At 72.4% G+C, this 16,917-nt stretch carries 14 protein-coding genes; 11 read left to right on the top strand and 3 right to left on the bottom strand.

The window, feature by feature from the left end:
* Positions 1-296: 296 nt before the first annotated feature.
* The 3 genes from ACIF6F_RS15050 to sucD all read left to right on the top strand — a co-directional run bounded on the left by ACIF6F_RS15050 (position 297) and on the right by sucD (position 3,887).
* Positions 297-1,448, top strand: a complete 1,152-nt coding sequence (locus ACIF6F_RS15050; protein ID WP_399946533.1) for a VWA domain-containing protein — start codon at positions 297-299, stop codon at positions 1,446-1,448.
* A gap of 351 nt (positions 1,449-1,799) precedes the next feature.
* A complete protein-coding gene (gene sucC / locus ACIF6F_RS15055) occupies positions 1,800-2,978 on the top strand; it encodes an ADP-forming succinate--CoA ligase subunit beta (RefSeq protein WP_399946249.1) in 1,179 nt (392 codons plus the stop codon).
* A gap of 21 nt (positions 2,979-2,999) precedes the next feature.
* Entirely contained in the window at positions 3,000-3,887 is an 888-nt protein-coding gene (gene sucD / locus ACIF6F_RS15060) for a succinate--CoA ligase subunit alpha (protein WP_399946252.1), read from the top strand.
* Positions 3,888-4,023: 136 nt separating this feature from the next.
* Here sucD and ACIF6F_RS15065 read toward each other — a convergent pair whose 3' ends face one another.
* Positions 4,024-5,628: a helix-turn-helix domain-containing protein gene (locus ACIF6F_RS15065; protein WP_399946254.1), complete on the bottom strand. Its 1,605-nt coding sequence runs from the start codon at positions 5,626-5,628 to the stop codon at positions 4,024-4,026.
* Between the two features lie 125 nt (positions 5,629-5,753).
* Here ACIF6F_RS15065 and ACIF6F_RS15070 point away from each other — a divergent pair, with 125 nt between their 5' ends.
* Entirely contained in the window at positions 5,754-7,448 is a 1,695-nt protein-coding gene (locus tag ACIF6F_RS15070) for a DUF6350 family protein (RefSeq protein ID WP_399946537.1), read from the top strand.
* A gap of 385 nt (positions 7,449-7,833) precedes the next feature.
* On the opposite strand, the gene ACIF6F_RS15075 is transcribed toward ACIF6F_RS15070, so the two are convergent.
* Complete coding sequence (locus ACIF6F_RS15075) at positions 7,834-8,403, bottom strand: hypothetical protein (RefSeq protein WP_399946257.1); 570 nt, start codon at positions 8,401-8,403, stop codon at positions 7,834-7,836.
* Between the two features lie 205 nt (positions 8,404-8,608).
* Here ACIF6F_RS15075 and purN point away from each other — a divergent pair, with 205 nt between their 5' ends.
* Entirely contained in the window at positions 8,609-9,223 is a 615-nt protein-coding gene (gene purN, locus ACIF6F_RS15080) for a phosphoribosylglycinamide formyltransferase (RefSeq protein ID WP_399946260.1), read from the top strand.
* Positions 9,220-10,788, top strand: a complete 1,569-nt coding sequence (gene purH / locus ACIF6F_RS15085; protein WP_399946263.1) for a bifunctional phosphoribosylaminoimidazolecarboxamide formyltransferase/IMP cyclohydrolase — start codon at positions 9,220-9,222, stop codon at positions 10,786-10,788. The genes purN and purH overlap by 4 nt, the downstream gene beginning before the upstream one ends.
* Positions 10,789-10,871: 83 nt before the next feature.
* Here purH and ACIF6F_RS15090 read toward each other — a convergent pair whose 3' ends face one another.
* Positions 10,872-11,600: an RDD family protein gene (locus tag ACIF6F_RS15090; protein WP_399946265.1), complete on the bottom strand. Its 729-nt coding sequence runs from the start codon at positions 11,598-11,600 to the stop codon at positions 10,872-10,874.
* 247 nt (positions 11,601-11,847) lie between these two features.
* Here ACIF6F_RS15090 and ACIF6F_RS15095 point away from each other — a divergent pair, with 247 nt between their 5' ends.
* The 5 genes from ACIF6F_RS15095 (at position 11,848) to ACIF6F_RS15115 (ending at position 16,658) form a co-directional block, all read left to right on the top strand.
* Positions 11,848-12,756: a bifunctional methylenetetrahydrofolate dehydrogenase/methenyltetrahydrofolate cyclohydrolase gene (locus ACIF6F_RS15095; protein WP_399946268.1), complete on the top strand. Its 909-nt coding sequence runs from the start codon at positions 11,848-11,850 to the stop codon at positions 12,754-12,756.
* On the top strand, positions 12,746-13,174 hold the full coding sequence (locus tag ACIF6F_RS15100; RefSeq protein ID WP_399946271.1) for a DUF3017 domain-containing protein: 429 nt from the start codon (positions 12,746-12,748) through the stop codon (positions 13,172-13,174). The genes ACIF6F_RS15095 and ACIF6F_RS15100 overlap by 11 nt, the downstream gene beginning before the upstream one ends.
* A gap of 206 nt (positions 13,175-13,380) precedes the next feature.
* Positions 13,381-14,370 carry a malate dehydrogenase gene (locus tag ACIF6F_RS15105; RefSeq protein WP_399946274.1) on the top strand — a complete coding sequence of 330 codons (990 nt, stop codon included), beginning with the start codon at positions 13,381-13,383 and terminating at the stop codon, positions 14,368-14,370.
* Between the two features lie 124 nt (positions 14,371-14,494).
* The gene (locus tag ACIF6F_RS15110) at positions 14,495-16,279 is read left to right on the top strand and encodes a hypothetical protein (RefSeq protein ID WP_399946277.1); all 1,785 of its coding nucleotides are present in this window, start codon (positions 14,495-14,497) and stop codon (positions 16,277-16,279) included.
* On the top strand, positions 16,266-16,658 hold the full coding sequence (locus ACIF6F_RS15115) for a hypothetical protein (protein WP_399946279.1): 393 nt from the start codon (positions 16,266-16,268) through the stop codon (positions 16,656-16,658). Before ACIF6F_RS15110 ends, ACIF6F_RS15115 begins: the two co-directional genes overlap by 14 nt.
* The last annotated feature ends 259 nt before the right edge of the window (positions 16,659-16,917 follow it).

Raw genomic sequence — 16,917 nt, forward strand, 5'->3', positions numbered from 1 at the left:
TGGCCGGGGCGGGCACCCCGGGGTTCGCGGGTCCGGCGGCCGGCCAGGCGGGGGCGGGCAACGCCGGGGACGCCCCGGCCGGCGGGGCTGTGACGGCCCTGCCGGGGTCCGGGGGGACGGGCGTGCTGCCGGACGCGGCGGAGAGACCGCGCGCAGGTGGCGCAGGTGGCGTCGGCAGTGCCGGTGGCACCGGCAAGGCGGGCACTGCAGGTGGCACCGCCCCGGACCGGGGTGCCGGCGCGGGTGCCGGTACCGGCGGGGGTGCGGACGCGTCCGGTGCCGGTGGGACCGCGGGCGTGTCCGGTGGCGGCGATGCCGCCGGGGAGCGGTTGCGGCGGTGGCGGCTCGTGCTCGGCGGCGCGGGCGGGGACGGGACGGGGTGCCGGCTGGACGGGCGGGACGCCGGGATGGACGCGGCGCTGAGTGTCCTCTACGGCGGTGGCGGCGGGCGGAAGCGGTCCGGCGACCGTTCGGCCGGGCTCGGGGGGTCCGCGCCGGCCGTGGCCCGCTGGCTCGGGGACATCCGTACGTACTTCCCCGCCTCGGTCGTCCAGGTGATGCAGCGCGACGCCATCGACCGCCTCGGCCTGTCCACCCTGCTCCTGGAGCCGGAGATGCTGGAGGCCGTGGAGGCGGACGTCCACCTCGTCGGCACCCTGCTCTCCCTCAACAAGGCGATGCCGGAGACCACCCGCGAGACCGCGCGGGCGGTGGTCCGCAAGGTGGTCGAGCAGTTGGAGAAGCGCCTGGCCACCCGGACCCGCGCCACCCTGACCGGCGCGCTCGACCGGTCCGCCCGGGTCAGCCGGCCCCGCCACCGGGACATCGACTGGGACCGCACCATCCGGGCGAACCTCAAGAACTACCTGCCCGAACACGGCACCGTCGTGCCCGAGCGGCTGGTCGGGTACGGCCGGGCGGCGCAGTCGGTGAAGAAGGACGTGATCCTCTGCATCGACCAGTCAGGTTCCATGGCCGCGTCCGTCGTGTACGCGTCCGTCTTCGGCGCGGTCCTCGCCTCCATGCGGTCCATCGCCACCCGGCTCGTCGTCTTCGACACCGCGGTGGTGGACCTGACCGACCAGCTCGACGACCCGGTGGACGTCCTCTTCGGCACCCAGCTCGGCGGCGGCACCGACATCAACCGCGCCCTCGCCTACTGCCAGTCGAAGATCACCCGGCCCGCGGACACCGTCGTCGTCCTCATCAGCGACCTCTACGAGGGCGGGATACGCAACGAGATGCTCAAGCGCGTCGCCGCGATGAAGGCCGCCGGCACGCAGTTCGTCACCCTGCTGGCCCTGTCCGACGAGGGCGCGCCCGCCTACGACCACGAGCACGCGGCGGCGCTGGCCGCCCTCGGCGCGCCCGCCTTCGCCTGCACGCCCGACCTGTTCCCTGAGGTGATGGCCGCCGCGATCGAGAAGCGGCCGCTGCCCGTTCCGTGACGGGCCGTACGCGCCGGAACGCCGGGCGTGGTGACGGAGGGTGGCCGGGGCGCCCTCCGGCCGGCCGACCGCGGGCGGCGCGAGCGCGCGGTACGGCCTACCGTAAATGGTGAGATCACACGAAGTCGCAGCTCAGATGTGAGGCGATCTGTGAGGCGAATCACCGCTCTGTTGTGACATGCGATTTAGGGACCTACGTCCCACGGGGATAACCTGCCGGACGGACATGCCGCGTCCACGGTCACCGTGTGCGCTTCCCTTGTGACAGCGCCGTCACGTTGCCCTTCGCGGCACGCCCACGCAGACAACCGCGATCACTGCGAAATCTTTGAAGACAAGGGACGGACGCGCGTGGACCTGTTCGAGTACCAGGCGAGGGACCTCTTCGCCAAGCACGGTGTACCGGTGCTGGCCGGTGAAGTCATCGACACGCCTGAGGCGGCGCGCGAGGCGACCGAGCGACTGGGCGGCAAGTCGGTCGTCAAGGCGCAGGTGAAGGTCGGCGGCCGCGGCAAGGCCGGCGGCGTCAAGCTGGCCGCCACCCCGGACGAGGCCGTCGCCCGAGCGACGGACATCCTGGGCATGGACATCAAGGGCCACACGGTCCACAAGGTGATGATCGCGGAGACCGCTCCGGAGATCCTCGAGGAGTACTACGTCTCCTACCTCCTCGACCGCACCAACCGCACCTTCCTGGCCATGGCCTCGGTCGCGGGTGGCATGGACATCGAGGAGGTCGCCGCGACGACCCCCGAGAAGCTCGCCAAGGTCCCGGTCGACGCCAACGAGGGCGTCTCCATCGAGAAGGCCCGCGAGATCGTCGCCCAGGGGCAGTTCCCGGCCGAGGTCGCCGAGAAGGTCGCCGAGGTCCTCGTGACCCTGTGGAAGACCTTCGTCGCCGAGGACGCGCTCCTCGTCGAGGTCAACCCGCTGGCCAAGGTCGCCTCCGGTGACGTCATCGCCCTCGACGGCAAGGTCTCGCTCGACGAGAACGCCGAGTTCCGTCAGCCGTCCCACGAGGAGCTCGTGGACAAGGCCGCCGCGAACCCGCTTGAGGCCGCGGCCAAGGCCAAGGGCCTCAACTACGTCAAGCTCGACGGCGAGGTCGGCATCATCGGCAACGGCGCGGGTCTCGTCATGAGCACCCTCGACGTGGTCGCGTACGCCGGTGAGAACCACGGTGGCGTCAAGCCCGCCAACTTCCTCGACATCGGTGGCGGCGCCTCCGCCGAGGTGATGGCGAACGGTCTCGAGATCATCCTCGGCGACCCGGACGTCAAGTCGGTCTTCGTCAACGTCTTCGGTGGCATCACCGCGTGCGACGAGGTCGCCAACGGCATCGTCCAGGCCCTCGCCCTGCTGGAGAAGAAGGGCGAAGAGGTCACCAAGCCGCTCGTCGTCCGTCTCGACGGCAACAACGCGGAGCTGGGTCGCAAGATCCTGTCGGACGCCAACCACCCGCTGGTCCAGCGCGTGGACACCATGGACGGCGCGGCCGACAAGGCCGCCGAGCTCGCGGCTGCGAAGTAAGGAAGAGGGGAACACAAAGCCATGGCTATCTTCCTCACCAAGGACAGCAAGGTCATCGTCCAGGGCATGACCGGTGCCACCGGCATGAAGCACACCAAGCTCATGCTCGGTGACGGCACCAACATCGTCGGCGGCGTGAACCCGCGCAAGGCCGGCACCTCCGTCGACTTCGACGGCACCGAGGTCCCGGTCTTCGGCTCCGTCGCCGAGGCCATGGAGAAGACCGGCGCCGACGTCTCCGTCCTCTTCGTGCCGCCGGCGTTCGCCAAGGCCGCCGTGGTCGAGGCCATCGACGCCGAGATCCCGCTGGCCGTCGTGATCACCGAGGGCATCGCGGTGCACGACTCCGCCGCCTTCTGGGCGTACGCGAAGGCCAAGGGCAACAAGACCCGCATCGTCGGCCCGAACTGCCCCGGCCTGATCACCCCCGGCCAGTCCAACGCCGGCATCATCCCGGGCGACATCACCAAGCCCGGCAAGATCGGTCTCGTGTCGAAGTCCGGCACGCTGACCTACCAGATGATGTACGAGCTCCGTGACATCGGCTTCACCTCCGCCGTCGGCATCGGTGGCGACCCGGTCATCGGCACCACGCACATCGACGCCCTGGAGGCCTTCGAGGCCGACCCGGAGACCGAGCTGATCGTCATGATCGGTGAGATCGGCGGCGACGCCGAGGAGCGTGCGGCCGACTTCATCAAGGCCAACGTCACCAAGCCGGTCGTCGGTTACGTCGCGGGCTTCACCGCCCCCGAGGGCAAGACCATGGGCCACGCCGGCGCCATCGTCTCCGGCTCCTCCGGCACCGCCCAGGCGAAGAAGGAGGCCCTTGAGGCCGCCGGTGTCAAGGTCGGCAAGACGCCGACCGAGACCGCGAAGCTGGCGCGCGAGATCCTCGCGGGTGCCTGATTCCTGCGGCGCCTGATGGGTGCCGATGCCTTGATGCCTTGATGTCTTGAGGCAGAGCGCGGCCGCGGCCTGCATCCCTGAACGGGGTGCGGGCCGCGGCCGTTTTTTCGGTGCTGGGGGGGGAGGTGGCTGGTGGTCAGGTGCTGCTCGGGACCAGGCGTTCCGGGCCCGGGGCCGGCTCCGAGCGGAGCTTCTGGCGCAGTTCCACGTCCTGTTCGGTGAGCTGCTGGGGGCCGCCGTGTGGGGGGACGCCGGATACGGCCGTGCCGGGGGCCTCCTTGGGCACGTACTCCCTCGGCGCGGTCGCGGTCGTGTAGGCCGTGGCCGCCGCGATCACCGCCGTCAGCCCGATCACGGCGCGGGTCCACCGCCGGGTGCGGTGCTCGCCCGCCGTCCGGACCATCGCCGCCGGCCGCGGCTCCAGCCGTACGGACGGCACGACGGAACCCAGCCTGTGGTGCAGGGCCCCCGGTGCGGACAGCTCCGGCAGCCGTTCTGTGAGCCGGGCGTGCGCGTTGAGCAGCCGCTGCCCCGTGGCCGGCGTACTGGCCTCGGTCTCCGCTGCCGTCTCGGGCAGGTCCAGGCCCACGCCGTCGTACAGCAGCACGGTCCTGCGGTGCACCGGGGTCAGATCGAGCATCGCGTCCATCAGCGCCCGGTCCGCGGGAGAGGCGGGGGGCTGGTCGGGGTGCTTGTGGGCGCGGCGCAACTGGTGCCAGGGAGAGAGCGCGTACTCGTGCGCCACCGCGCGCACCCAGCCCACCGGGTCCGGGTCGGTGGCGACCTCGGGCCAGCGTTCCCAGGCCTGCTGGAAGGCCCGTTCGACCGCCTCATGGGCGAGTGCGCGGCGGCCGGTGAGCAGGTAGGCCTGCCGGATGAGGGCGCCGGCGCAGTAGGCGTAGAGGGCGTCGAAGGTCTGTTCCGGGGTCAGGGCGGGTGGGGTCGGGGGTGGGGTGGGGGTGGCGTCGGGGTCGGGGTCGGCGTCGGCGTCGGGGTCGGCGTCGGCGTCGGGGGGCAGGGGTGGTTCGGAGGGAGCTGCCTGGTGCTCCTCGATGCCCTCCTCGATGCCCTCCTGGTCGGCCGACGTGGGGGCCGGAGAGTCGGCGGGTGCGGGTGCGGGTGCGGGTGCGGGTGAGGGGGGCTCAGGTGCCGTCTGCCGGGACGTTTCTGCGGGGGCCGACATGCCTACCGAGGCCCGTTCGCGGGCTGCCGCGAAGGCTGCCGCCAACTGGTCCCTGCGGGGCGGGTTGTGGCGGGCCACCAGCATCGGTGGTCGCACGGCACGTTTGGCGGCCGGCTTGGGCCGGGTGCTGGGGGAGGCCGGCTTGGCGGGCGGCAGCGGCCTGCCCCACCCGGCCCGGGGGCCGGACGGGGGAGGCTCGGGCTGGTCGGGTTCGGGGTGCGTGGGTTCGAGGTGCCCGGGTTCGAGGTGCCCGGGTTCGGGGTGCCTGGGTTCCGGCCCGGGTTCCGGCCGTGTGGCTTCCGCTTCGGGCGGTGCCGGTTCCGTGTCCGTTGGTTCTTCCGCGAGCGAGCCCAGCCGGTCCAGGATCTTCGCGTACGCCTCGCGCTTGCGGCCGCGGGGCTCGGTGCGGCCCGTCTCCCACGAGCGGACCGTCGTCGGGGTCACGCCCAGCGCCGCCGCGAGCTCCTCCGGGGTGAGGTCCCCGGTCTCGCGCAGCCGCCGCCGCTCCTTGGGGGAGGGCAGGGACAGGTCGGAGGCGGTGTCGACGCTTTGTGTCATGCCGGACTCCCCGGAACGCTCCCTTGGCCGAAAAAGTACATAACCGTATATTGCGAGACACTACGATCATTCGCCTGTTACGCGGCCTCAGCGCGTGTCGTTGGGACCATGTCCGCGTGACCCACGTGTCGTCCGGCCGTCGCCGCCGCTCCCCGGCGGCCGCCGCCTGCGTACTGGGCGGCGCACTCGCCGCCGGCCTGGGCCTGGGTGCCCTGGCCGTCCTCGTCATGGTGCTGTGGATCAGCTCGCCCTACCCCGACAGCGGGCCCGGTGCCGCGCTGCACGTGGCGGCGGGGCTGTGGCTGCTGGCCCACGGCACCGAGCTGATCAGGTACGACACCCTGTCCGGGGTGCCGGCCCCCGTCGGGCTCACCCCGTTGCTGCTCGTCGCGCTGCCCGTGTGGTTGGTGCGGCGCGCGGTGCGGATCGCCCTGTACGAGGGGGAGGGTGAGGGTGAGGGGCACCTGGCGGGTGAGGTGCAACGGGAGGGCGAACCGGGGGAGGCCGGGGCCGGGGTCGGGGCTGGGGCTGGGGTCGGTGGGGTGAGGGCTGGGCTTGGTGCTGGTGCTGGTGCTGGTGCTGCTGGTGGTGGTGGTGCGCGGGGCGAGTCGTTGTCCGCTGGAGCTGTTTTCTCCGCTGTGGTGTGTGGGTACCTGCTCGTCGCCGCGGCCGCCACGGTGTACGCCGCCGGCGGTCCGATGCCGGCCGACCCGCTGAGTGCGGCCTGGCACGTGCCGATGGTGGTGGTGTTCGCCGCCGCCGCGGGGGTGTGGAGCTCACGGGGACGCCCGTACGGGCCGCCGCCGGGCTGGCTGCCGAGGGGCGTGCGCCGGCACCTGATGCGCCCCGGTTTCGAGACCGCGCTGCGTTCGGGCGCCGCTGCGACCCTCGTACTGGTGGGGGGCGGCGCCCTGCTGGTCGGTGCCTCGCTGGTGTGGCACGCGGGGGACGCGCAGCGCTCGTTCCTGGAACTCACCGGCGTCTGGTCGGGCCGCTTCGCGGTGCTGCTCCTGGCGCTCGCGCTGATTCCGAACGCCGCTGTCTGGGGGGCCGCCTACGGACTCGGGCCCGGGTTCGCGCTCGGGGCCACCGCGACCGCGACGCCCCTGGCCTTCGCGGGCGCGCCCGCGCTGCCCGGCTTTCCGCTGCTCGCCGCGCTGCCGCCGGCGGGTTCCGGGTCTCCGGCCACTTGGGCCGCGCTGGGGGTGCCGGTGGTCGCGGGTGTGGTGCTGGGGTGGTTCGTGGGTCGCGACGCGGACGAGGACACCTGGGGGGAGGCCGCCCTCACCGCCCTCTACGGGGCGCTGGTGTGCGGCGGTGCGCTGGCGGCGCTGGCCGCGGCGGCCGCGGGCTCGCTGGGCTCCGGGCGACTGGTCTCCCTCGGGCCGGTGTGGTGGGCCGTCGGCGCTGCCGCCGCGGGGTGGACCGCGCTGCTCGGCGTACCCGTGGCGCTGGGGGTACGGGCCTGGCGGCTGCTCCCGGCCGAGCTGGTGGGCGGGGAGGACGAGGACGGGGAGGGCGGCGCCTGGGACGCGGGCACCTGGCACGACAGCGGGGTGCGCGAGGTCCGGTGGGAGGCCTTGCGGAGGTCGGCGGGGGATTTGATTCCGGAGATCGAGGGTGGGGTTGGGGTTGGGGTCGGGGTTGGCGTGAGGGAGGAAGGGCGGGACGACGCGTTTGCCCTGGAGGAGGCTCTCGAAGAGGTGCGGGCCCGTGCCCTTCCCCCGTTGACGCCGGTGGGCCTGACCGGTACCCGGATCGTCCCGCGCGTGCAGCGGGTGCCGGAGGACGAGGGGCCGGTGCCCGGCGGCGCGCCGTAGCTGCGCGCCAGGCCCGGTCCGGTACCCGGGCGCCCCGCGCCGGCCACCGCCGCGGTGTCGGGTCGTCCGCCTGCCGAGGGTTTCCGGGACGCACCGGGCCGTCAAGGGCGCTCCTCCGTCGCGTCGCCTGCGGCGATTCCGCTGCGCTCCACCCTTGACGGCCCGGCGCGTCCCGGAGGTGAAGACCTCGGCGGACGACCCCGGGAGGAACGCCCGGGGGGACGGCGTGCGCCGGGCCGGGAGCGGGTTCGTTGCCCCGTGGTGCGTTGATTCGCGGTCTCGGTGTGGGGGCTGGGATTGGTTCGGCGGGTGCGGGGTGGGTGCGGGGTGGGTGCGGGGTGCGGGTGGGTGTGGGTACGGGGGCGTGGTGGGTGGGCCCGGGTGGCTACTTCTTTACGCCGATCAGGTCGCGGAGGGGGTCCGGGAGAAGGTCGTTGCACTTCAGTTCCGCGGACTTCGTCAGGGCGTCGTCGCGGCAGACGTAGAAGTCCTTGTAGACCAGCTGCATCGCGTACGTGCCCGCCGTGAGGAGGAGGGCCAGGACCGCCGTCAGGAGGCCGCTGACCGCTGCCGTCGTCTGGGGGCGGATCGGGCCTTCGGGCGCGGGGGCGTTGGGGGCCGGCTTGGCGCGGAGCGAGCTGATGCCCCAGTACATGGCGAGGGACCCCAGGAGGAGGCCCATCGCCGGGATGCCGAAGAGGGTGAAGAAGAAGGCCCACATGCCCGACAGGAGTGCGTAGCGGGCGCGGCGCTGGACCGGGTCCGTGGGGTCCCAGCGGCCCCGCTGCTGGTCGGGGTCCTTGCCGGGGCCCTCGGGGTCGCCGCCCTTGCCGTGGTCCGTCACGCGCCGCGGCTCCCACGGCTGGTCGGGACGTCCCTCCGGCGGCGCCGCGAAGGGGTTGTCTTCGCCCTGGGGCGCGGGCGGCTGGGCGGGGGACTGGCGTGGGTCCGGCATCGGGTGAGTTTCTTCCCCTGGGCGACTGGTCGGGTGAGCGCTGTACGCCAGACGCTACCGCCCGGCCATCCCCCCGTCCCTCGGGGGCCGTCCGGTGTGCCGGTATCGTTGCAGGCGGTCAGTCGCTTCGTATGGTTCCCCGTAAAACGGGGTCTTACGTTTTTGTACGACCACACAAGACGCACCCCGTGAGAAAGGGCCTGTCATGGCCTCCTCCCGCCTGGTCGTGCTGGTCTCCGGTTCCGGCACCAACCTCCAGGCCCTGCTCGACGCCATCGCCGCCGACCCCGAGGGTTACGGTGCCGAGATCGTGGCCGTCGGGGCCGACCGTCCCGGGATCGCCGGTCTGGAGCGTGCGGAGCGCGCAGGGATCCCCACCTTCGTGTGCCAGGTCAAGGACTACGCGAGCCGCGAGGAGTGGGACGCGGCGCTGGCCGCGGCCACCGCCTCGTACGAGCCGGACCTGGTGGTGTCCGCCGGGTTCATGAAGATCGTGGGGAAGGAGTTCCTCGCGTCGTTCGGCGGGCGGTTCGTCAACACCCACCCCGCCCTGCTGCCGTCCTTCCCCGGCGCGCACGGCGTGCGGGACGCGCTGGCCTACGGGGCCAGGGTCACCGGCTGCACCGTCCACTTCGTGGACGACGGCGTGGACACCGGTCCGATCATCGCCCAGGGTGTGGTCGAGGTCCGGGACGGGGACGACGAAGCCGCTCTCCATGAGCGCATCAAGGAAGTCGAGCGCAGGCTGCTCGTCGATGTCGTGGGGCGTCTGGCCCGCAACGGCTACCGCATCGAGGGACGAAAGGTAACGATCCAGTGACCGCCGAAGGTACGAACAAGCGGCCCATCCGACGCGCGCTCGTCAGCGTCTACGACAAGACCGGGCTGGAAGAGCTGGCCCGCGGGCTGCACGAGGCGGGCGTCACGCTGGTGTCGACCGGTTCGACGGCGTCGAAGATCGCCGCCGCGGGTGTGCCCGTCACCAAGGTCGAGGAGCTGACCGGCTTCCCCGAGTGCCTGGACGGCCGGGTCAAGACCCTGCACCCGCGCGTGCACGCCGGCATCCTGGCCGACCTGCGGCTGGAGAGCCACCGCGAGCAGCTCGGCGAGCTGGGCGTGGAGCCGTTCGACCTGGTGGTCGTCAACCTGTACCCGTTCCGCGAGACCGTGGCCTCGGGCGCGACCCCCGACGAGTGCGTCGAGCAGATCGACATCGGCGGGCCCTCCATGGTGCGCGCCGCCGCCAAGAACCACCCCTCGGTGGCCGTGGTGGTCAGCCCCGAGCGGTACGGCGACGTGCTGGAGGCCGTGCAGGGCGGCGGCTTCGAGCTGGGCGCGCGCAAGCGGCTGGCGGCCGAGGCCTTCCAGCACACCGCCGCGTACGACGTGGCCGTGGCCTCCTGGTTCACGAACGCGTACGCGCCCGAAGAGGGCGCCGTACTGCCGGAGTTCCTGGCCGGCGCCTGGGAGCGCAAGGCGTCGCTGCGCTACGGCGAGAACCCGCACCAGGGTGCCGCGCTGTACACCGACGGGCAGCCGGGCGGGCTCGCCAACGCCGAGCAGCTGCACGGCAAGGAGATGTCCTTCAACAACTACGTGGACACCGAGGCCGCCCGCCGCGCCGCCTACGACCACGACGAGCCGTGCGTGGCGATCATCAAGCACGCCAACCCGTGCGGCATCGCGGTCGGCGCGGACGTCGCCGAGGCGCACCGCAAGGCGCACGCGTGTGACCCGCTGTCCGCGTTCGGCGGCGTCATCGCCGTCAACCGTCCGGTGACGGTGGAGCTGGCCGAGCAGGTCGCCGAGATCTTCACCGAGGTCATCGCGGCCCCGGCGTACGAGGACGGCGCGCTGGAGGTCCTGGCCAAGAAGAAGAACATCCGCGTGCTGAAGGTCGACGGCGACGGCCGCCCGGTGGGCGACCTGCGTCAGGTCTCCGGCGGCGTGCTGCTCCAGCAGGCCGACGTCTTCCAGGCCGAGGGCGACGACCCGGCGAACTGGACCCTGGCGACCGGCGAGGCGCTCTCGGAGTCCGAGCTCGCCGAGCTGGCCTTCGCGTGGAAGGCCTGCCGTGCGGTGAAGTCGAACGCCATCCTGCTGGCCAAGGACGGCGCCTCGGTCGGCGTCGGCATGGGCCAGGTCAACCGCGTGGACTCCGCGAAGCTCGCGGTCGAGCGGGCGGGCGAGGAGCGCGCTCGGGGCTCGTACGCCGCCTCCGACGCGTTCTTCCCGTTCCCCGACGGTCTGGAGATCCTCACCGAGGCCGGCGTGAAGGCCGTGGTCCAGCCGGGCGGTTCGGTCCGGGACGAGCAGGTCGTCGAGGCCGCGAAGAAGGCCGGGGTGACCATGTACTTCACCGGCACCCGTCACTTCTTCCACTGACGGACCCGGAAGACGGCGAAGGCCGCGTCCCGCACTGCGGGACGCGGCCTTCGGCCTTTACGCGGTGTGTACGCGCGGAATGGTTACTTCGTCTTGACGACGAGGGTGCCCGCGGCGCGGTCGTGCCAGCCCTGGAGCTTGCCCGAGTTGTCGAAGAACGGCGACAGGTAGACGAGCACGGCGCCGATGTAGCAGAGGAAGGCACCGACGATCGGGATGATCCAGCGGATGAAGCCGCCGCCCAGGCCGGGGGCCTGACCGGTGTTCTCCTTGACGACCTTCAGGCCCAGGGCCATCTTGCCGAGGGTGGCGCCGACGAAGGCGATCATCAGCCACTCGTAGAGCAGGGTGATGAGGAAGAACAGCAGCATCATGCCCAGGAAGGTCATGACGAAGCCGGCCGCGGCCTCGTTGGCCTCGTTGAGGCAGTCCGAGTAGGCGGAGGACAGCGGGTCGTAGCCCGAGCAGTCGTCGATGGTCTTCGAGGCGCCGAAGACGCCCGCGATGCCGATCGCGCTGAAGATGGCGTACAGGATGCCGATGGCGACGCCGTCGATCAGACGGGCACCGAAGCGGCGGCCCATGGTCGCCACCTGGACGGTGCCCAGGCCGGCGACGTTGATGTAGCCGTTGTTGGCCTGGAGGGTGCCGGGGGCCTGCGGAGGCACGGCGCCGTAGGCGGGCTGGCCCTGCTGCGGGTAGCCGTAGCCGCCCTGCGGCGGGACACCCTGGGGGGCCTGCTGCGGGTAGCCGTAGCCGGGCTGGCCCTGGGGCTGCTGCCCGTACGGGTTGTTCGGGTCGCCGAAGCTCATCTTGCGAGTTCCTCCGTTGGGAAGTGCGGGGACGCAAGGCCGCGCGAGGAGGAAACTGTCGATCTGAGCGGTCGGCCCCCCCGGCACTGCCCGCGGCACTACTATCCGGCCATCGTGGTCGGAGCGGCTCGCTCTTGTCCAGTCGGTTGCAGCTCCCGTTGTGCAAGTGCAACCTCCCTTCACACCACCCACATCCCGTGTACGGGCGGAAGTGGAACCGGGCGACTCCATCCGGGAGGATGGGGTCATGACTGCCCAGATTCTCGATGGCAAGGCCACCGCAGCCGCTGTCAAGTCCGAACTGACCGCCCGCGTAGCGGCTCTCAAGGCCGGCGGAATCACCCCCGGCCTGGGAACGCTGCTGGTCGGCGACGACCCGGGCAGCCGCTGGTACGTCAACGGAAAGCACCGGGACTGCGCCGAGGTCGGCATCGCGTCGATCCAGCGCGAACTGCCCGACACCGCCACGCAGGAGGACATCGAAGCGGTCGTACGTGAACTCAACGCGAACCCCGAGTGCACGGGCTACATCGTCCAACTCCCGCTCCCCAAGGGCATCGACACCAACCGCGTGCTGGAGCTGATGGACCCGGCCAAGGACGCCGACGGGCTCCACCCGACCAACCTCGGACGCCTCGTCCTCAACGAGCCCGGCCCGCTGCCCTGCACCCCCTACGGGATCGTGCACCTGCTCCGCCACCACGGCGTCGAGCTGAACGGCGCGCACGTCGCGGTCGTCGGCCGCGGCGTCACGGTCGGCCGCTCCATCGGCCTGCTGCTCACCCGCAAGTCCGAGAACGCGACCGTGACCCTGTGCCACACCGGTACGCGCGACCTGTCCGCGCAGCTGCGCCAGGCGGACGTCATCGTCGCCGCGGCGGGCGTCCCGCACCTGGTCAAGCCCGAGGACGTGAAGCCGGGCGCGGCCGTGCTGGACGTCGGCGTCAGCCGCGACGAGAACGGCAAGATCGTCGGGGACGTCCACCCGGGCGTCGCGGAGGTGGCCGGCTGGCTCTCCCCGAACCCGGGCGGCGTCGGCCCCATGACGCGGGCCCAGCTGCTGGTGAACGTGGTCGAGGCGGCCGAGCGGTCGGCGCGCGACGACGAGGCGGAGGCGGCCGAGCAGGCGGAGCGGGACGAGCACCGTGCTGGCTGAGCGCAACGGACAGGGGGAACAGCAGGGGCAGCAGACCTCCCGCCGCTTCCCCCAGGTCACGCGCGACACCGCCCGGCCCGAGGGCGGTGGCCGCGCCGCGCCCGGCGACGCTCCCGCCCCCGCGCGGCAGTGGCCGATGCTCAGCGTGCTCGGGGCCACCGCGGTCGGGCTGCTGCTCACCGCACTGGACTACTTCCGGGCGGGCTGCCTGACCATCGGCGTGGCGCTCATCGTGGCCGCCGTGCTGCGGCGGGTGCTGCCCTCGGTGGGCATGCTGGCCGTCCGCTCCCGGTTCACCGACATGGTGACGTACGGGGTGCTCGGCGCGGCGATCGTGCTGCTCGCGCTGGCCGTGGAACCGAAGCCCCTGCTGGAGCTGCCGTTCCTCGAGGACGCGGTCCGGTTCACGGTGCGTTGATCTTCTGATCGACGGCGGAACGTACGCCATTCCTTCGAACCCCCGACCCGTGTGCGACGGACCACACGGGGTCGGGGGTTGGACGTGTCCCGGGTCGGATAGCCTGACCCGCGGATGTCTCTTCACGTCAAGATTCACAGGGAAGCGGCGTCCTCCAGCACATGGGGCCGGGAGGCCCCACCGCCAGCTGTCTAACGGAGAAGGCCATGACCCGCACTCCCGTGAATGTCACCGTCACCGGCGCCGCCGGCCAGATCGGCTACGCGCTGCTCTTCCGCATCGCCTCCGGTCACCTGCTCGGCGCGGACGTGCCGGTCAACCTGCGCCTCCTGGAGATCCCGCAGGGCCTGAAGGCCGCCGAGGGCACCGCCATGGAGCTCGACGACTGCGCCTTCCCGCTGCTGCGCGGCATCGAGATCACCGACGACGCCAACAAGGCGTTCGACGGCGCCAACGTCGCCCTCCTGGTCGGCGCCCGCCCGCGTACGGCCGGCATGGAGCGCGGTGACCTGCTCTCCGCCAACGGCGGCATCTTCAAGCCGCAGGGCAAGGCCATCAACGACCACGCCGCGGACGACATCAAGGTCCTGGTCGTCGGCAACCCGGCCAACACCAACGCCCTGATCGCCCAGGCCGCCGCGCCGGACGTACCGCGCGAGCGCTTCACCGCGATGACCCGCCTGGACCACAACCGCGCGATCTCGCAGCTGGCCGCCAAGACCGGTGCCGCCGTCTCCGACATCAAGCGCCTGACCATCTGGGGCAACCACTCGGCGACCCAGTACCCGGACATCTTCCACGCGGAGATCGCCGGCAAGAACGCCGCCGAGGTCGTCAACGACGAGCAGTGGCTGGCCGACACCTTCATCCCGACCGTCGCCAAGCGCGGCGCGGCCATCATCGAGGCCCGTGGCGCCTCCTCGGCCGCCTCCGCCGCCAACGCCGCGATCGACCACGTCCACACCTGGGTCAACGGCACCGCCGAGGGCGACTGGACCTCCATGGGCATCCCGTCGGACGGCTCCTACGGCGTCCCGGAGGGCCTGATCTCCTCCTTCCCCGTCACCTGCAAGGACGGCAAGTACGAGATCGTCCAGGGCCTGGACATCAACGAGTTCTCCCGCACCCGCATCGACGCCTCGGTGCAGGAGCTCTCCGAGGAGCGCGACGCGGTCCGCGAGCTCGGCCTGCTCTGACCCGGCACCCGGCGCGCTGACGCGCCGTGAACCGGCACCACCGAACGCCCCGGCAAACCCTGCCGGGGCGTTTTGGCGCGTTTGACGCTGTCACCGCCCGCAGGGCCGGTCCTAGGGTGCGCGGATGACCCAGTCGGCCCACTTACCGCCCCAGCCGCCCCGGCCCCCGGACCCGCTGCTGCTCGGCAAACCGCCGGTCGCGCCGGCCGCCAGCGAGGCCGGCCGCCTCATGTGCGCCGGCGTCTACCTCGACCCCGCCTTCCGGGACCAGGTCATCGACGAGCTGTACGTCCACGAGGAGCGCCTCGTCGCGCCCAGCCACGGCTTCGACGCGGCCCGGGTCCTCGCCCACGCCCTGCGCGCCAGACGGACCGAACTGCGCTACGCCGCGGCGGTCGTCGCGGTCTGGCTGCTGGCCTGGAAGCTCACCGGCGGGCTGTTCCTCGCGTACTTCCTGCTGCCCTGCCTGCTGCTGGCCCTGGCCGCGCGGATCAGCCGCGACAAGAAGAACCCGCCGCTGCGTTTCGTCGGCGGGCTGGTGCGCTGGTACGCGCGGCTGCTGATGGCCCTCGCCTTCTTCGGCCTGGGCGTCAACCTGTACGCCGGCACGCACTACGAGCGGTACGACAACGCGCTCGTCGAGTTCGTCTTCGAGAACGGCCGCCTGGTCGACCTGGAGCAGCTCGCGCTCCCGGACGACTGGCAGTACTGGTACACCGACTACGAGGGCGGCTTCCTGGAGAACGCCTGGGGCGTCGCGCTCTTCTTCCTGCTGCTGGCCGGTCTCGCCGGGCTCCAGCGCGGCCGGTTCTCCCGGATGATGGCCGGCGAACTGTCCCCGCAGCGCTACCCCGACGTCCGCTCCGACCCCGCCGACGGCCAGCCCGGCGTACGCTTCCGCCGCATCCAGCGGCTGATCCGCGCGGAGCAGCACTCGCCCCTGATCATGTACGACACGGCGGCGCCCTTCCGCGGCGCCGGCTGGCCCTGGGACGTCTGGCACCTCTCGGTCGAACTCAGGCCGCGCACCGACCTCGGCACCCGCAAGCCGGAGCAGCTCGACAACGAGCAGCTGCTCGGCCGGATCGTGAAGCTGGTCGAAGCGCTCAGGGTGCCCTCGCCGCGCCGGGACCCCGCGGTCGCCGCGGCCGTCCTCGACCGGCTGCGGGAGCTGGTGGTCGACGAGTGCGTGTTCCTGCCGGCCGCCGGGCTGCCGACGCGCGATGCGGCGCCGACCCGGCAGGGCGACTTCGAGCTCCACCGGGCCGGGTCGGTGGAGGAGGGCGGCGAGAAGCGGCGCCACTTCCTGCGCATCCGGGTGGGCGGCTGGGACGAGGACATGGTCGTCACCGTGTACGTACGAGTGCACACCCAGGGCGGGATGCTGATGCTGGAGTTCGCCCCGCACGTGCTGCCGCCGGTGCGCGAGGCGTTCCAGAGGGCCGACGACATCGCGCAGCGCTACCGGAACAACAACCGCTTCGGGAAGCTGGTCTGGGCGCTCTCCCACGCCCCGCGCTCGCTGACCGCGGCCCTCGCCACGCTGGGCCGCGGGGTGGTGAGCCTCTGGCGGGTGCTGACCGCCGGGCACGGCGGGGCCCGCCCGGCGGGGCCGGAACGGGCCGTCCGGGAGCTGGCCACCGACTTCAGGCTGTCGCTGTTCCAGCGGATGGACCACGACCGGTACCGCAAGACCATCCAGGACCGGGTGACGGAGGGGGTGAAACTGGCGCTGTACGAAGCGGGTTGGCAGACGGGCGAGTTCGAGCAGAAGATCGTCAACCTGAGCGCGGGCTCGACGTACGTCGACTCGGTCAGCCACAGCGCGGTCAACTTCGGGGAGAAGGGCACCGCGAGCAACACCAACACCGTGAGCGGAGCCAAGGGGGCCAAGGGTGGCGGCAGGTAACGGGGAACACGGGCCGGAGCCCGCGGGCCCGGTCCGGATCGGCCGGATCGAGGGCAGCGCGGTCAACTTCGGCGCGGGCGGTACGGCGAACAACACCAACGTCTTCCACGGCGCCCCGCGCGACGCCGCCCAGGAGGAGCTGCTGCGGGCGGTCCGCGAGCTGCGGGCGGACCTGGCGCGGGTGCGGCGCACCGGGCCCACGGAGGTGCTGGAGGCCGAACTGGTCGGTGCGGAGGACGAGTACGAGGCCTCCGGCGAGGTGACGCGGGGCCGGCTGACCCGGCTCCGCGACGCGCTCGCCGACTCCGGGCCGGTCCTGGAGCTGCTGGCCTCCGGCGGTGCCCTGGCCGCGGCCGTCGCGCAGCTGCTGGGGGGCTGAGGCGTGCCGGAAAGCGGTCCCCGCTGGAACCCCCAGACCCAGAGCTGGGAATTCGGCCCGCCGGAGGAGCCGGCGGGCCACGCGGAGCGTGAGCAGCACCGGGCAGCCGCGCCGCCGCCCGGCCCCGACGCGCCGCCGCCCGGCCCCGACGCACCGCCGGCTCCGGGTGCCGGTCGGGCTTCCGCCGACGAGGCGTCGGGGTCCGGTCGGGTACCCGGCGCCCGGCCGGAGCCGGCTGCGGAGGCCTGGCCCGGTACCG

This window comes from Streptomyces sp. NPDC086023, assembly GCF_044540325.1.
In the GTDB taxonomy this organism is placed as follows: Bacteria; Actinomycetota; Actinomycetes; order Streptomycetales; family Streptomycetaceae; genus Streptomyces.

Excerpts from the sequence above, each read along its gene's own strand:
- ACIF6F_RS15105 (WP_399946274.1), top strand. The coding sequence starts at position 13,381 with ATGACCCGCACTCCCGTGAATGTCACCGTCACCGGCGCCGCCGGCCAG.
- ACIF6F_RS15075 (WP_399946257.1), bottom strand. The coding sequence starts at position 8,403 with ATGCCGGACCCACGCCAGTCCCCCGCCCAGCCGCCCGCGCCCCAGGGC.
- purN (WP_399946260.1), top strand. The coding sequence starts at position 8,609 with ATGGCCTCCTCCCGCCTGGTCGTGCTGGTCTCCGGTTCCGGCACCAAC.
- ACIF6F_RS15065 (WP_399946254.1), bottom strand. The coding sequence starts at position 5,628 with ATGACACAAAGCGTCGACACCGCCTCCGACCTGTCCCTGCCCTCCCCC.
- ACIF6F_RS15095 (WP_399946268.1), top strand. The coding sequence starts at position 11,848 with ATGACTGCCCAGATTCTCGATGGCAAGGCCACCGCAGCCGCTGTCAAG.
- sucD (WP_399946252.1), top strand. The coding sequence starts at position 3,000 with ATGGCTATCTTCCTCACCAAGGACAGCAAGGTCATCGTCCAGGGCATG.
- ACIF6F_RS15090 (WP_399946265.1), bottom strand. The coding sequence starts at position 11,600 with ATGAGCTTCGGCGACCCGAACAACCCGTACGGGCAGCAGCCCCAGGGC.
- ACIF6F_RS15110 (WP_399946277.1), top strand. The coding sequence starts at position 14,495 with ATGACCCAGTCGGCCCACTTACCGCCCCAGCCGCCCCGGCCCCCGGAC.